Genomic DNA, 16,170 nt, shown 5'->3' with positions numbered 1-16,170 from the left:
AAATCGGCAGTCAGGAAAAATATACGCCTCTCATCGCCCTTGGAGAGCTCGGGTGACATCGCCATGGAGGCCATCATGAACATTGCTCTTAACCGTTTTTCTGGCGCACTCGCGCTTGCCGCTTCGCTTCTCGCCGCCACCGCGCTCGCAGGCAGCGCCCATGCGCAGGACGAAGGTCTCGTTGTTTACAATGCCCAGCACGAAAGCCTGGGCCGCGAATGGATCGCTGCTTTCACCAAGGAGACCGGCATCAAGGTCACCATGCGTCAGGGCAGCGACATGCAATTCGCCAACCAGATCATCCAGGAAGGCGACGCCTCTCCCGCGGATATCTTCCTGACCGAGAATTCGCCGGCAATGACGCTGGTCGATGGCGCGGGCCTCTTCGCCCCCATCGAAAAGGAAACGCTGGATCAGGTTCCGGATCAGTATCGACCGGCTGACGGCATGTGGACGGGCATTGCCGCCCGCACCACCGTTTTCGCCTATGACAAGACGAAGCTCATCGAAGACAAGCTGCCGAAGTCGATGCTCGACCTTGCAGATCCGGCCTGGAAGGGCCGCTGGGGTGCAGCACCTGCCGGCGCCGATTTCCAGGCCATCGTCGCCGCCCTGCTGCAGCTCAAGGGCGAGCAGTCGACGGCCGACTGGCTGAAGGCTCTCAAGGAAAACGCCACGCCCTATAAGGGCAACAGCGTCGCCATGAAGGCCGTCAATGCTGGCGAAGTCGAAGGCGCGATCATCTATCACTATTATTGGTTCGGCGATCAGGCCAAGACCGGCGAGAACAGCAAGAATGTCGGCCTGCACTACTTCAGGAACCAGGATCCGGGCGCTTTCGTCAGCGTTTCGGGCGGCGGCATCCTGAAGTCCACGCAGCACATGAAGGAAGCGCAGGCTTTCCTGAAGTTCCTCACCAGCAAGCCTGGCCAGGCAGTCCTCAAGGATGGCGATTCCTATGAATATGCCATCGGCAAGGATGCGCCTTCCAACGACAAGCTCACTCCGCTTGCCGATCTCAATGCTCCGAAGGTCGAAGCTTCGACCCTCGACAGCAAGAAGGTCGTCGAGCTGATGACGGCCGCCGGCCTGATCTAGCTTTTCTGCCGCAGGCTTCCTCCGGCCAAAACTATTGCTTTTGGCTCAAGAAAACCTTAGGGCATGACGATATCCGGCAACCGCCTTTCAAAGGCGGTTGCCTTCCTTTTTCAGCGTGTAAAGGCATCGGCCTTGCTGCAGGACAACAGATTGCTCGCATCCGGCAACGAGGCGCCGGTCGCGCCAAGAGCCGCGCGAATGGTTTTGCCGCGCGGACGCATGCCGCACGCTTCCGTGATCCTGCTTGCAACCCTCGTCGCGATCTTCAGTCTCGTGCCGCTCGGCTTCATCGGCTGGGTCACCTACGATGTCGGCTGGGAAACAGTGAAGGCCCTGGTCTTCCGGCCACGCGTCGGCGAACTTCTCGTCAATACGGTTCTCCTGGAATCGATCACCATCCCCCTGTCGATCGCGCTTGCCGTGACGCTTGCCTGGCTGACGGAACGGACGGACATTCCTTTCGCGCGGCTCTGGGCCTGGCTTGCGATCGCCCCGCTCGCCGTGCCCGCCTTCGTCCACAGCTATGCCTGGGTCAGCCTCGTTCCCGGCATGCGCGGCCTGCAGAGCGGCGTCTTCATCTCGGTCATCGCCTATTATCCGTTCCTCTACCTGCCGGTCGTCGCAGCATTGCGCCGTCTCGATCCGGCCATCGAGGATGCCGCGGCCTCGCTTGGCCTCAATCCCTGGCGGGTCTTCTTCCGCGCCGTGCTGCCGCAGCTGAGACTTGCCATCTGCGGCGGCTCGCTGCTGATCGCGCTGCATCTGCTTTCGGAATACGGCCTGTTCGTCATGATCCGGTTCGACACGTTCGCGACGGCGATCGTCGATCAGTTTCAGTCCTCCTACAACAGCCCGGCCTCCAACATGCTCGGCGGCGTGCTCGTCGCCTGCTGTCTTTTTCTGCTCGGCTTCGAGGTGCTGGTGCGCGGCAATGAACGTTATGCCCGCGTCGGCTCCGGCTCGCCGCGTCCGGCGGACCGCCGTCGGCTCGGCTGGTTCGTGGTGCCGGCCATGTTGCTGCCCGTCATGCTGACGGCGCTGACGCTCGGCGTGCCGCTGGTGACGCTTGGCCGCTGGCTCTATCTCGGCGGCCCCGATATCTGGCGCATCGAAGTCGGCACCGCCTTCCTGCAGACCATCGTGCTTGCCGTTGTCGGCGGCGTGCTGGCGACGATTGCCGCAGCACCGATGGCCTGGCTTTCCGTGCGTGCGCCGGGCCGCTTCCAGCGCGTGCTCGAAGCCTGCCATTATTATGTCGGCTCGCTGCCGGGCGTCGTCGTGGCGCTGGCGCTGGTGACGATCACCGTGCGTCTCGTACTGCCGCTCTATCAGACCTTCGCAACGCTGCTCGTCGCCTATGTGATGCTTTTCCTGCCGCGCGCCATGGTCGGGCTGCGCGCCAGCATCGCTCAGGCCCCGGTGGAGCTGGAGCGCGCCGCGATGGGCCTCGGCCGCACCCCGGGCCAGGCGGTGCGGCAGATCACCATGCGGCTTGCCGCACCGGGAGCGGCCGCCAGCGTCGCGCTGGCCGCACTCGGCATCACCAATGAACTTACGGCGACACTGATGCTGTCGCCCAATGGCGTCGATACACTGGCGACGAAGTTCTGGTCGCTGACCAGCGAGATCGACTATGTCTCCGCCGCCCCCTACGCCTTCATGATGGTCGTGCTGTCGCTGCCGCTCACCCTGATGCTCTATACCCAATCGAAACGGACCGCCGGCCAATGACGCTGCTCACGATCGAGAACATCAGCAAGCGCTATGGCCCCGTCCAGGCGCTGAAGGATATTTCGCTCGAGGTCTCGGCCGGAAGCCGCACCGCCGTCGTCGGCCCGTCCGGTTCAGGCAAGACGACGCTGCTGCGCATCATTGCCGGCTTCGAGCAACCCGATGTCGGCAGGGTGACGCTGGACGGCGACCTGCTCGCCGACGGTCCGGCGACAGTGCCGGCACACAAGCGCGGCATCGGCATCGTCTCGCAGGATGGCGCGCTGTTTCCGCACTTAAGCGTTGCCGAGAATATCGGCTTCGGCTTCGAACGAAGGGCCCCGGATCGCGAGCAGCGCGTACTTGAACTGCTCGATATGGTCGAGCTCGACCGCGGCATGCTGGCGCGGCGCCCGCATCAGCTTTCCGGCGGCCAGCAGCAGCGCGTGGCGCTTGCCCGCGCGCTCGGCCGCAAGCCGCGGCTGATGCTGCTCGACGAACCTTTCTCCGCCCTCGATACCGGTCTGCGGGAAAATATGCGCAAGGCGGTTGCGCGCGTGCTGCAGGCGGCCGGCATCACCACCATCCTCGTCACCCACGACCAGGAAGAGGCGCTGACCTTTGCCGATCAGGTCGCGGTTCTGAGGGAGGGACGGCTGATCCAGGCCGGGTCGCCGCAATCATTATATCTGCATCCGCGCGATCGCGAGACGGCACTGTTTCTCGGCGATGCCGTGCTGCTTCCCGCCATCATTCGTAACGGTTTGGCAGACTGCGCCCTTGGCCGCGTCGCCGTCGAAGGCAGCCGTCAGGGCAAGGCGGAGATCATGCTGCGGCCCGAGCAGATCCGCGTCGTCGCCGATGAAAGCGATAGCAACCACGGCGGACGTGTCGTCGAGGTGGAATTCGGCGGCGCGGTCTGCACCGTCGCCGTGTCGCTCGACGGCGTGGCGCTGCCGCCGATCCTGATCAAGACCTCGAGCGTCGCCCTTCCGGCGCGAGGCGATCTCGTTCGCCTCGACATCGCCGGCAAGGCGCATGTCTTCGAGAGCTGAACTAAAAGCCGCGCCTCCTATTGAAGGCGCGGGCTCTATCATTTTTAGTTTTCGCGTCATCCTTTCCGGAAATCCATTTCGTTTCCGGACTTATGCGCTAACCGAACTTGCGCACCACTTCTTCCGGCTCGATGCCTTCGAGCCAGCCGCCGGTAAAGCCGGCGCGTTCGAGGCCGAGGCGGATGACCGGCGATTGCCGCATCAGCTTCCAGATGAAATCCGAACGGTCGTTCTCGATGGTCATGACGACAAGCCCCTGGTCGATGCCGACGGTACGGTCGTCCACCCAGCCTTCCGGCCGCTTTGTCTTGACCGTCGGATTGAAGCCGCCGGGAAAGCCGCCTTCCAAGAGCAGGTTCGGATAGGTGGTCAGAAGCGCCTTGGTGCCGTCGAGAGCCGCCTGCCGATCGTAAGGCAGGCACGCAAGGGCTGCCCAGGGTGCGATCGTGCCGTCATCGGGGCCGAGCGGGGCGCCGCGGGCGGCGTAACCCAGAACCTTCGGCTGGCGGCCGCCGCGCATGCGCCGTGTCGGCGGCGGGCCGTCACAGGCGGAGAAACCCCAGATATTTCTGTTATAGCCGACGAACTGGCCGGGATTGCGCTCGGCATAGTCACGCTGGACGTTGATCATCACCTGCGTGTTGCGGAAATAGTCCCAGTTCCGCTCCGCCATCGGCTTGTCCTGAATGGTGCGGAAATCGATCCAGGCATGCGAGAAGAGGTGGATGAAGAGCGGCCCGGCATAGAGATAGGACTGCTCGCCATGCAGCATCCAGGAATAGCTTGACGTGAAGGCGTCGTAGCTCGATTGCGGAATGGGGTGCGTCGGCGAAGCGAGCGCCAGCGTATAGAGGATGATCGCCTCGTCGAAGCCGTGATAGCGCCAGCGCAAGAAGCCGGAAGAGGGTTTCCAACCCATGGCAATCGTGTCGCCCTTGTTCAGCGCCCAGCGCCAGTCGACGCGCTCGTAGATGAAGGTGGCGAGTTCCCGGATTTCGGTTTCCGTCTCGTCGTCTTCGCGATCGAAATATTGCGCGGCCGTAAGGATGCCGGCGACGAGCAGCGCCGTATCGATGGTCGAAAGTTCGCTGTTCCAGGCGCGATGGCCGGTATCCATATGCAGGAAATGGTAGAAGAAGCCGCGATGGCCGGTCGCGTGGCGTTCGTCGCCCTGGCGCGCCTCGGCGAAGAACCGCAGCGTATTGACCGTGCGTTCGGCTGCCTCCTCGCGGCTGATCCATAAACGCTCGACACCAACAGGATAGGAGGAAAGCGCAAAGCCGACGGCTGCGATGCTGCACGGAACCCCGCCGATCGAGGTATCCGCCACAAGGCCGTTTTCGGGATTGGTATATTTCAGGAAGTAGTTGAACGCCGAATGCTGCAGCCTGTCGACGAGCGCTGCATCAATGTCTTCAATCCGTTGCAGCATAGGCTCCTACCCAACTGTTGCATCGCCCCATGCTTCAACATGGTGGCCGTCCCCGGGCAAATCAAACCTTTTTGATTCGCAAGGATAAGAGAACACAAAAGGGTGGAATCGGTCGTTAATAATTATCGGTAAAATAATATCTAGCAGAAGTCATATAAGCGGTGCAGCAAAAAAGACGGCCTGCGCGCCACCGGCACGGATTATTTTCCCGCAATACTTGTTTTCCTGATGCTTTGGAGAATGGGTTTTCATGTTCAGGCGGCTTCATCGAGCCGCACCAGATGACCTGCCGACACTTCCCGATATCGGCGCGGCGGCGCGACGTACCCAACCGGGCGAATGGGGCTCTTGAGTTCGTCGGTTCCGAGATTGCGCTTGATGCCGCGCCGTGAGGGGTCGGGAACGGGCACGGCTGCCATCAGCTTCTTCGTATAGGCGTGCTGCGGGTTGCTGAACAGTTCCGCGCGCGGGCCGATCTCGACGATTTCGCCGAGATACATCACCGCGACCCGGTGGCTGACGCGTTCGACCACCGCCATATCGTGGGAAATGAACAGGAAAGCGAGGTTGAGGCTTTGCTGCAGGTCCATCAGCAGATTGCAGACCTGCGCCTTGATCGACACGTCGAGGGCCGAAACGCTTTCGTCGGCGACGATCACCTTCGGATCGAGTGCCAGCGCGCGGGCGATGCAGATGCGCTGGCGCTGACCGCCGGAGAATTCGTGCGGATAGCGTTTCATCATGTCGGGGTTCAGCCCGACGCGTTCGAGAAGATCGGCCGCCTTGTCGCGGGCCTGGGCGCCAGTACCGAGGCCGTGCTCCGTAATCGGTTCGGCGACGGCGGCGCCGACGGTCATGCGCGGGTTGAGGCTGGCGAAGGGATCCTGAAAGATCATCTGGATGCTGCGGCGCATCCGTCTGAGACTGGCCGCGTCAAGGCTCAGCACGTCATAGCCGTCGAGGCTGACACTGCCGCCGTTCGGCTGGACGAGGCGGGTGATCGAGCGGCCGGTGGTCGACTTGCCGCAACCGGATTCGCCGACGAGCGACAGAGTCTCGCCCTGGAAGAGATCGAAGGAGACGTCCTCGACCGCATGGATCGCGCCGGTCTTGCGGCCGAGCAGGCCGCCGCGGATGTCGAAACGGGTAACGAGGTTCTTGACTTCGAGGATCGGCGTCCGGCGGCGGTCGACGGTATCGGCCACCTCGATCGGCTCGCGGCGTTCGCCGGTCGTGGTATCGACGACCGGGAAACGCAGCGGCCATTTCCGGTCGGCCATCGAGCCGAGGCGCGGCACGGCCGAGAGCAAAGCGCGGGTATAGGGGTGCCTGCCGCGATGGAAGATGTCGTCGGTCGTACCCGTCTCCACCGCCTCGCCGCGATACATGACGATGGTGCGGTCGGCGATTTCGGCGACGACGCCCATGTCATGGGTGATGAAGAGCACGGACATGCCCTCTTCTTCCTGCAGCATCTTGATCAGGTCGAGGATCTGGCCCTGGATCGTCACGTCGAGCGCCGTCGTCGGCTCGTCGGCGATCAGCAGTTTCGGCCGGCTGGCGAGCGCCATGGCGATCATCACGCGCTGGCGCATGCCGCCTGAGAACTGGTGCGGATATTCATCGAAGCGCGAGGCGGCGTTCGGGATGCGGACCTTTTCCAGCAGGCGCACGGTTTCGGCCCGCGCCTCGGCCTTGCCGATATCACCGTGGCAGGTCAGCGCTTCGGAGATCTGGCGGCCGATGGTGAAGATCGGGTTGAGGGATGTCATCGGCTCCTGGAAGATCATGGCGGCGTCGTTGCCGCGCACCCGGCGCATCTCCTTTTCCGAAAGAGCAAGAACATCCTTGCCGTTCAAGGTGATGGCGCCATCGATGCGGCTCGATCCCTTGGCGAGAAGCCGCATGATCGAAAGGGAGGTGACGCTCTTGCCCGAGCCGCTTTCGCCGACGATCGCCACCGTCTCGCCTGGCATGACGTCGAAGGAGACGTCGCGCACCACCGGCTTCCAGTCGCCATCGACAAGGAAAGAGGTCGTCAGGTTCCGGACCGACAGAACCGGAGAGGCGGGGGCCGAAGAAACATCAAGCATGTCGTTGCCTTGTTCTTGTCTGGGTTTACGTCTTCAAAGGCGTGGCAAAGGAGGAGGATGGCCTGCCTTCGGCGATACGAGTTGTTTCCAGACCGGCGATCTTTTCATCGATCTCGCGCCTGTCGCTCATGCCGTTCGGATTTTGCCGCGTCGCCATCGTCTCGGCGACATGCAGGTAACGTTCACCCGCCACCGCGTGCAGGCGGAGAAGTTCGGCGAGCGGATCGGGATGATCGTCGGCGCGGATGCTGAGCCACGGATAATCCTGGTCGCGATGGATGACGAGGGCGGCGGACTGCCTGCCGCGCTTGTCGCCGCCGGCATCTTCGCCTGCCTGCATCGCCAGGAGCAGGCGTTCGGCCAGCGGCTTGTCCATCGCCTTGTTGTAGGTGGCAAGCGTCTCAGTGATGACATCAGGGCCTGCGAGCATGTTGCCGGCGACCGAGACGTTTTCGTCGATCAGATGCCCCGCCCAGTCGATGCATGCGGGACCGGTGAAGACGGTGTTGCGCCCCTTCGCATCGATAAGGTGCAGCTGCCGCTGATTGCGGCCGGCGTCACGCGCAGTCAGCTCGGCGATGATCTCCTCCGGCGCCTTGCCGGCGGCAAGCAGCGACAGGCCGTCGAAGCCGTAAAGCGGGCTGACGAAGGCCTGGGTGGCGACGGCGCCGATGCCGCCGCGAATATGCGGCACGAGGGCGCCGACGGCGAAGAAGCGGCTCGCGACCGCGATGCCGAGATGACCGGTCAAGGGATCACGGGCGACGATCGACCAGGTCATGGCTATCTCCCGATCGCATAGGCCTGCATCAGGCGTGGGGTGGCTGCGGCGCGCAGCAGTCCGTCGGCATCGCGTCTTGCGGCGGTCAGCCGGCCGATCGTCCAGGGATCGGCGACCGTCAGCTTGTGGCCTTTGCGGCGCAGGGCATCGAGGACTTCAGGGCCGAAATTCGCTTCCGCCATCAGGCTGCCGGGCTCGCGGGTGCGTGGATAGAAAGAGCCCGGAAAATGCGAAGTGTGGAACAGCGGTTGGTCGATCGCCGCCTGCAGGTTCAGCTTGTGATTGATATAACGCAGGAAGAAGGAGAGCTGCCACTGCTCCTGCTGATCGCCGCCCGGTGTGCCGAAGGCGAGCGTCGGGCGGCCCTCATAGAGGCCGAGCGACGGTGTCAGCGTCGTGCGCGGCCGCTTGCCGGGCGCAAGCGACGTCGGCAGGCCTGATTTCAGCCAGAACATCTGGGCGCGGGAATTGAGGCAGAAGCCGAGGCCGGGCACGGTCGGTGAGGATTGCAGCCAGCCGCCTGATGGCGTGACGGAAACCATGTTGCCGTCGCGGTCGATGACGTCGATATGCACGGTGTCGCCGCGCTTTTCGGAAAGATGCGCCATGGTCGGCTCGTAGACGGCGCCGGTCTTCGAATCCGCGCCGAGCATCTTCATCGTCAGATCATGCTGCGCTTCGAAGCCAGGCACGATGCCGGGGCGAAGATCGAAGGAGGCGTCCGCGCCGACCAGCTTTCGGCGCTCGGCGGCATAGGTTTCCGACAGCAGATGCGCGATGGGAACCTCCGAAAAATCAGGATCGCCGTAATAGACCTCGCGGTCGGCGAAGGCGAGCTTCATCGCTTCGACGACGGTATGGACGAAATCGGCGCCAGCGGGATCCATCGCGGCGAGATCGAAGCCTTTGAGGATCGACAGGGTCTGCAGGAAGACCGGGCCCTGGCCCCAGGGGCCGATCTTGGCGATGGTCCAGCCATGATAATCATAGGTCAGCGGCTCCTCGATCGTCGCCGACCAGTTGGCCATGTCGTTGGCGGTCAAAACGCCCTTGTGGCGGTTGCCGCTTGCATCCATCACCTCTGCGGTCTTGAGATAATCGTCGATCTTCTCGGCGACGAAGCCGCGATAGAAGGCGTCGCGGGCCGCCTGCACCTGCGCTTCTCGGCCGCTTTTCACTTCCGCCTCGGCGATGACGCGCTTCCAGGTTTCGGCAAGCACCGGATTCCTGAAATTCGCATGCGCTTCGGGGGCGCTGCCGCCTGGCAGCCACGTCTCGTAGGATGTCGGCCATTCCTTCTCGAAGAAGGCGGCGAGCCCCTTGATGGTGGCGGAGACGCGCGGCAGCATCGGATGGCCGTGCTCGGCGTAATAGATCGCCGGTTCCAGGACATCGCGCACGCTCATCGAGCCATAGTCGCGCAGCATCAGCATCCAGCCATCGAAGGAGCCCGGGATGACGGTCGCAAGCAGGCCGTCACCGGGGATCAGGCTCAGGCCCTCCGCCGTATAGTGTTCGATCGTCGCGCCGGCGGGGGCGGGGCCCTGCGCGCAGATGACCTCGACCTTGTCCTTCCTCTTCGAATAGATCACAGCCGGCATATCGCCACCCGGACCGCAAAGATGCGGCTCGACGATCTGCAGCACGAAGCCCGTCGCCACTGCCGCGTCGAAAGCGTTGCCGCCCTTTTCGAGAATGCTCATGCCGACGGCCGAGGCGATCCAGTGCGTGGAGGTGACGACGCCGAAGGTGCCGAGGATTTCTGGACGGGTCGTGAATGCGGTCATGTCAAATGTCCTTTCGAGAAATCATGCTTCGCGCGGATCGAGCGCATCGCGCAGGCCGTCGCCTAAAAGATTGAAACCGATGACGATGAGGAAGATCGCGGCACCCGGCCACATCGCCATCCATGGCGCCTGGGAGAGGAAATTCTTGGCGACGTTCAGCATCGAGCCCCAGCTCGGCGCCGGCGGTTGCTGCCCGAGGCCAAGAAAGGAGAGGCTCGCCTCGGCGATGATCGCCGTTGCGATGGTCAATGTCGCCTGCACGAGGATCGGCGCAAAGACGTTCGGCAGGATATAGCGGGTGATGATGCTCGAGGACCGGAGGCCGATCGAGCGGGCGCCCTCGACATATTCCTCGGTCTTGACCGAGAGCACCTGGCCGCGCGTCAGCCGCACGAAGACAGGCATGGCCGAAAAACCGATCGCAATCATCGCATTGGTCAGACTCGGGCCGAGAAAGGCTGCAAGCGCAATCGCGGTGATGAGGAAAGGCATGGCCAGAAAGGCTTCGGTGATGCGGGAGATCACCATGTCGATCCAGCCGCCGAAATAGCCGGAGATCAGGCCGAAGGGCACGCCGATGATAACGGCGATCGCCACCGAAAAGACGCCGGCCATCAGCGAGGCCTGCGCCCCCCAGATCATCCGGGAAAGAATGTCGCGGCCGATGTCGTCGGTGCCGAGCCAATGGGCGGCGGAGGGCGCCTTGCGGATCGCCGACCAGCTTGTGGCGTTCGGATCGGGAATCGGAAGAAGGGGGGCGGCAACGGCGAGAACGGCGAAGAAGGCGATGATTGCAAGGCCGACGAGGGCGCCTTTGTTGGCCTTCAGCTTGCGCCAGGCGCGGCTCGGCGTGCGGCCGATCGCGGAGGGAATGCCGGTTTCTCCGATTGCGGTCATAGGGCAGCCCTCATGCGCGGATTGAGCAGGACATAGAGAATATCGGCCAAGAGGTTCATCAGGATGAAGCCGATCGCCGTGCAGATCACCACGCCCTGGACGACGGCATAGTCGCGGTTGAAGACAGCGTCGACGATGAGCTTTCCGAAGCCCGGAATGGTGAAGATCTGCTCGGTTAGCACGGCGCCGGCAAGCAGTTCGCCAAAGAGCAGCGCGGTCAGCGTCACGATCGGCAGCATCGCGTTGCGGAAGCTGTGTTCGAGCACGACAGTGCTTTCCGGCAGTCCCTTGGCGCGCGCGGTGCGGATGTAATCGGCGCTCAGCACGCTGAGCATTGCCGAGCGGGTATGCCGCATCAGCGTCGCGGCCAGCGCATTGCCGAGCACGAAGGAGGGCATCAGCATGGTTTCCAGCGAACGCAGCGGGTTGCTGAAGAAGGGTTCGTAGCCGGATGCCGGCAACCAGCCGAGATTGACCGAAACCAGCAGGATCAGCATGATGCCGAGCCAGAAATTCGGGATCGACAGGCCGGTCAGCGCGATGATGTTGGCGAGATAGTCGATCATCGTGTTCTTCTTGACGGCCGCCAGGATGCCCATCGGCACGCCGATAACAAAGGCGAAGACCATCGACATGATGGCGAGCTGGATGGTGACCGGCAGCTTTTCGCCGATGAGCTGCAGAACCGGCTGGTTGGTGCGCAGCGAGATGCCGAGGTCGCCCTGCAGTGCCGCACCCAGCCAGCGGACATATTGATAGGGCACGGGATCGTTCAGTCGGTACTTCTCGCGCAGGAATTCGAGAACCTGCGGGTCGCGTTCCTCCCCGGCCATGGCAAGGATCGGGTCGCCGGGCAGCAGCTTCTGCAGTGAGAAGACGAAGATCGAAATGATCAAAAGCGTCGGTATGGCGACCAAGAGCCGTTTGGCGATGTAGGTGTACATGGGCGATCCTGACACGACTGGGGTCATGCGGCGGAGGATTTCCGCCGCATGATTTGCTAGATCAAAAAGTAGAGCATGATGTCGTCCGAAAACCGCTCACACTTTTCGGCATCGTGCTCTAGGGATCAGCCGGCTTTCTTGACGCCGACGAGGCGGATCATGCCATCCGGCGACGGAACGAAGCCGGTGATGTTCTTGTGCAGCGCCCAGATCCAGGACTGATGGCCGAGATAGATGATCGGCAGATCGTCGTTCAGGATGACCGCGGCGGCATCATACTTCTGCTTGCGCACGGCCTCGTCGGTCGACGCACGGGCTTCGTTCAGCAGCGTGTCCACCTCGGCGTTGCAGTATTTCGTGTCGTTGATGCCGCCCTTGCAGGTGATGAACTGATGGATGTTGCCATCGGGATCGACGCGGCCGGACCAGTCGGAACGGCTGAGCTGATAATTGCCGGCGGTCTGCTCGCTGAGCAGCGTGGCGAATTCCGTCGACTTCAGGCTGACGTCAAAGCCGGCTTCGCCGACCATCGACTGGATGATCTGCATCATCTGCATGGCGACAGGATTGTTCGGGATCTGCAGCTCGATCGGCACGCGGTCGAAGCCGGCTTCCTTGATCAGCGCCTTGGCCTTGTCGAGATCACGGGCGGGGACGGGAATATCCTTGTCGAACCACGGGCTGCTTGGCGGAAAGGGCTGGTTGCCGGAAACCGCCGTGCCTTCGTAGACGATCTGGTTGACGGCATCGCGGTCGATCGCCAGCGAGAAGGCCTGGCGCAGGCGCTTGTCCTTGCCGAAAGGATTGTCGGCACGCGCACCATTGCCGATATTGGTGTAGAGCGCCATGTAGCCGGTGCCGACGGCATCTGCATAGACCAGGCTCGAATCCGCCTTCACGGCTTCAGCGTCGGTCGCAGCCAGGCGCTCGATCATGTCGAGATCGCCGGACTGCAGATTGGCGAGGCGCACCGTCGTATCCGGGATCGGCAGATAGGTGAGCTTGTCGATGAAGATCTTGTCCCTGTTCCAGTAGTCCTGGAACTTTTCGAGCACGATGCGGTCCTGTTGGACGCGCTCGACGAACTTGAACGGGCCGGCGCAGACCGGGTGATCGCCGAACTTGGCGCCGAGCTCCTTGGCGGCCTTCGGCGAGACGATCATGCCGGCGCGGTCGGAAAGCTGGGCTAGAAGGGTGACGTCGGGCGCCTTGAGGGTGAACTTGACCTCGTATTCGCTTGCCGCCTCGACTTTTGCGACCGAGGCAAGCTCGCTCTTGCGGCGTGATTCCGGCAGGGTGATGTTGCGCTCGATGGTGGCGACGACGGCCTCGGCGTTGAACGGGGTCTCATCATGGAACTTGACGCCTTGTCGCAGCTTCATGGTGAGCTCTTTGCCGTCGGCCGACCAGCTCCATTCGGTGGCAAGCTGCGGCACGATCTTCAGATCCGGTGAGACGTCCACCAGCTTGTCGCACATCGCAGTATAGACGATGCGGCCGACGAAGGTGCGCGACTGCGCGGGATCGAGCACGTCGGCATCGTCCTGCAGGCCGATCTTCAGGTCGACGGCGAAGGCAGGAAGTGCAAACAGTGCGCCGGCAACGGCGGTGGTCAGCAATTTGGCGATCTTCATTCCATTCTCCTCTGTCTATTTTTGTTTGGTTTTTGCTTCCATTCCGGCGGTTATGGCCCGCCCGTCTCTTTTTTCCCTGCTCACTTCGCTGCTCAGGCGAGGGTCTTGTCGACCTCCGTTTCGCTGGGGTCGAGCGAGGTGATGCGGATGAGGCTTTCCTGCAGCGTCAGCAGATGCTGGCGCATTGCTTCGCCTGCCCTGGCCGGATCGCGGGCGGCGATCGCATCGACGATCGCCGTGTGCTGGTTGAAGGTGACGGGCCGCGTCCGGCTGGCGCTGCGGGCGCGCTCGCGGATCGTCTGCCAGGCTTCGTCCTGACGCACCCGGTTGATGACGTCGAAAATGGTCAGGAAGAAACCGTTGCCGGCGCATTGGGCGATATGGCGGTGCAGCGCCCCGTCCCAGAGTTCGCGCCCGTCGGCATCGGTGCTTTCGTAGATCTTCTTCACCAGATCATACATGCGCTCGATATCGGCGGCCTTGGCGCGCATGGCGGCAAGCTGGGCGAGCTGCGGTTCGATGCGCAGGCGCACTTCCATGACTTCCATGAGATCGGTGCCGGCAACGATCGAGCCGACATGATCGCTCCAACCGTTGGGGCGCGGGCCGGCATAGGTGCCGGAGCCTTGGCGGCGCCAGACGCGGCCTTCTGCCTCCAGCACTTCCAGGGCGCGGCGGACGGCACGGCGGCCGACGCCAAGCATTTCCGAAAGGGTGCGCTCGGTCGGCAGCTTGCCGTCGGCGTCGAGAGTGTCGGACCGCAGCAGAGCCCTCAGCCTCTCCAGCGCATAATTCGAATTGCCCTGCGTCTCATCCATCGGCATTCACTTAAAATGGTCCGTACCAATTTTCTATTGGTTCAGTCCAAACCAAATCGCGCCGACCGTCAAGCGCTTTTTTGTGCAAATCCAAATCTGCCCGTTTTTTGCTCAAATCCCGCTATTGCCGCGATACGGGAAGCAGTCGATCGCGGCGACGGGGCGGCGCCGCGATCGACAATGTCATCCCAGAAAATGCAATTGGTTCAGGTGAAGCTCAGGCCGGCGTCGAGCGGGCGGAGAGAAAGACCTGCGGCTCGAAGGCGAAATCCTTGTCGAAAGGGTAGGTCGGATGCTGCTTGCGCAGACGCGGCAGGCGCTCGACGAACTGGTCGACGACACCTGTCGACAGCGCCATCAGGTTGGGATTGGCAATCGGCGCCAGTTCCGGCGAGAGATAGCCCGATTTGACGACGATGATTTTCGCCCGGTGCGGGTCGAGGCCGAGCCGGGTGAAATCGGCGATATTGTGATAAGGCCGGCGCTTGGCGGAAAGCACGAGATCGATGCCACTGACCGACACCACCGCCTGGCGGTCAGAGGGATCTGAGGTTTCGTGGAGGAATTTGACAGTGAAGCGGTCGTGAACGGGCTTGCTGCCTTTGGTGTCGAGCGAGGCGCCGACGCTGAGGTCCAGTTCCGCGCCGATGCCGGCGGCATAACAGGCCTCGGTTGCCGCCTTGTCGGCGATGCCGGCAAAGACGACGCCGGTGGCGCCCCTGGCCATCAGTTCGGCAAGCACATCGGCCCGGTCCCCGACGCCGCCGCCGGTCGGATTGTCGCCCGATTCGGCAAGCACAACAGGGGCGGTCGGGCATGCGATCGCTCTTTCCACGCATTCCTCGACTGAGCCGGTCTCGCAGCCGAAGACAAAGTCTTCGCGCGCATCCCAATAAGCCCTCGCGAGACGTTTGGCCTCGCGCTCCAGCACGGCGCGGTCGGTGCCCGTCATGATCGCGGCAGCCGTGGCGCGCGGTTCGTCGGCCCAGACATAGCCGACCATCAGCGATGCATCCCAGACGCCGTCGATCGCATCGATCCCGGGCAGCATGTCATAGAGGCTCTTTGCCGGCTCATCGACGGTGCTGGTGCGCTCACCGGGCAACACGACGGGATCGGCGCCCAGAGGAGGCTCGGCCTCTCGCCGGTTTTCAGGCTCTTTACCAGCATGGAGACGGAACGGCGCATCGTCTCCTCGACATCGATATGCGGCGCGGTGCGATAGGTGGAATAGATGTCGAGCGCATCGATGATGCGTTGGGTGACGTTGCCGTGCAGGTCGTAGCTTGCCGAGACCGTGCAATCCTCACCGACCAGCGCGCGGGCCGCACTGATCCAGTCGCCTTCGGCATCCTCCATGCCCTCGACATACATGGCGCCGTGCATGGCGAGATAGAGACCGTCAAGCGGCAGCATCGGTTTCAACCGCTCGAGGAATTCACCCTTGAAGGCCTCGTAGGTGGCGCGTGAAACCGGGCCACCGGCAATGGCCCGGGCGTGGATCGTCGGCAGGAATTCGGCATCGTAATCTCTGAGGAAGGCGAAATACGGCGCGTCCAGCAGCGCCTCGCCGCGCAGCACGCGGAAATCCTTCTCCTCGTTCAGGACGGGATTGTATGTGCTGCACTCGATATGAATGCCACCGACGGCGATGCGCATGGGAAACCTCAGTTGATGTTGGGAGCAGTCAGGAAGTTATGGGGGATGCTGGCAACCCGGCTCCAGCGCCGGTATCGACGCGCCGGGTGCGGATCTGTGTCGGTCGACGGAGTTTGTGCTGCGATAAACTGAACATTCAGGGTCCGATCCGAAGACGCGTCCTTTTGCCTCGACAATAAGTTTACAAACGAACCAATCAACCAAAATAAATTACAATCTTGAACCCGGTCTGCCGGCGGGTTGCTCGGTGCCATGTGCAGCC

11 protein-coding genes and 1 pseudogene are annotated in these 16,170 nt (G+C 62.7%); 3 read left to right on the top strand and 9 right to left on the bottom strand.

What is annotated here, in order from left to right; genetic code table 11:
• The first annotated feature begins 75 nt into the window (after positions 1 to 75).
• From BA011_RS18935 to BA011_RS18925, 3 genes are all read left to right on the top strand, one after another.
• Entirely contained in the window at positions 76 to 1,098 is a 1,023-nt protein-coding gene (locus BA011_RS18935; RefSeq protein WP_065281587.1) for an iron ABC transporter substrate-binding protein, read from the top strand.
• A 63-nt stretch (positions 1,099 to 1,161) separates the two neighbouring features.
• Complete coding sequence (locus BA011_RS18930) at positions 1,162 to 2,829, top strand: ABC transporter permease (protein ID WP_065281586.1); 1,668 nt, start codon at positions 1,162 to 1,164, stop codon at positions 2,827 to 2,829.
• Complete coding sequence (locus tag BA011_RS18925) at positions 2,826 to 3,863, top strand: ABC transporter ATP-binding protein (protein WP_065281585.1); 1,038 nt, start codon at positions 2,826 to 2,828, stop codon at positions 3,861 to 3,863. The genes BA011_RS18930 and BA011_RS18925 overlap by 4 nt, the downstream gene beginning before the upstream one ends.
• Positions 3,864 to 3,960: 97 nt before the next feature.
• Here the strand turns inward: BA011_RS18925 and BA011_RS18920 are convergent, their stop codons facing one another.
• The 9 genes and pseudogenes from BA011_RS18920 to BA011_RS18880 all read right to left on the bottom strand — a co-directional run bounded on the left by BA011_RS18920 (position 3,961) and on the right by BA011_RS18880 (position 15,908).
• Complete coding sequence (locus BA011_RS18920; protein ID WP_065281584.1) at positions 3,961 to 5,295, bottom strand: glucoamylase family protein; 1,335 nt, start codon at positions 5,293 to 5,295, stop codon at positions 3,961 to 3,963.
• A gap of 254 nt (positions 5,296 to 5,549) precedes the next feature.
• The gene (locus tag BA011_RS18915) at positions 5,550 to 7,388 is read right to left on the bottom strand and encodes an ABC transporter ATP-binding protein (RefSeq protein ID WP_065281583.1); all 1,839 of its coding nucleotides are present in this window, start codon (positions 7,386 to 7,388) and stop codon (positions 5,550 to 5,552) included.
• Between the two features lie 25 nt (positions 7,389 to 7,413).
• Entirely contained in the window at positions 7,414 to 8,169 is a 756-nt protein-coding gene (locus tag BA011_RS18910) for a DUF1028 domain-containing protein (RefSeq protein ID WP_065281582.1), read from the bottom strand.
• A gap of 2 nt (positions 8,170 to 8,171) precedes the next feature.
• Complete coding sequence (locus BA011_RS18905; RefSeq protein WP_065281581.1) at positions 8,172 to 9,956, bottom strand: gamma-glutamyltransferase family protein; 1,785 nt, start codon at positions 9,954 to 9,956, stop codon at positions 8,172 to 8,174.
• Positions 9,957 to 9,977: 21 nt separating this feature from the next.
• Positions 9,978 to 10,853, bottom strand: coding sequence for an ABC transporter permease (locus BA011_RS18900; RefSeq protein ID WP_065281580.1), 876 nt, complete (start codon positions 10,851 to 10,853; stop codon positions 9,978 to 9,980).
• Positions 10,850 to 11,797 (bottom strand): ABC transporter permease, encoded by a 948-nt coding sequence (locus BA011_RS18895; protein ID WP_065281579.1) that lies wholly within the window; start codon positions 11,795 to 11,797, stop codon positions 10,850 to 10,852. Before BA011_RS18895 ends, BA011_RS18900 begins: the two co-directional genes overlap by 4 nt.
• A 125-nt stretch (positions 11,798 to 11,922) precedes the next feature.
• Positions 11,923 to 13,431: an ABC transporter substrate-binding protein gene (locus BA011_RS18890; RefSeq protein ID WP_065281578.1), complete on the bottom strand. Its 1,509-nt coding sequence runs from the start codon at positions 13,429 to 13,431 to the stop codon at positions 11,923 to 11,925.
• A gap of 92 nt (positions 13,432 to 13,523) precedes the next feature.
• Entirely contained in the window at positions 13,524 to 14,255 is a 732-nt protein-coding gene (locus BA011_RS18885; RefSeq protein WP_065281577.1) for a FadR/GntR family transcriptional regulator, read from the bottom strand.
• A gap of 211 nt (positions 14,256 to 14,466) precedes the next feature.
• Positions 14,467 to 15,908 (bottom strand): annotated as a pseudogene (locus BA011_RS18880) (M81 family metallopeptidase).
• Positions 15,909 to 16,170: the final 262 nt, after the last annotated feature.

This window comes from Rhizobium leguminosarum (genome assembly GCF_001679785.1).
Lineage (GTDB): Bacteria > Pseudomonadota > Alphaproteobacteria > Rhizobiales > Rhizobiaceae > Rhizobium > Rhizobium leguminosarum_R.
Note: the sequence above shows the minus strand (reverse complement) of the source record. Positions and strands in the feature narration are given on the sequence as shown.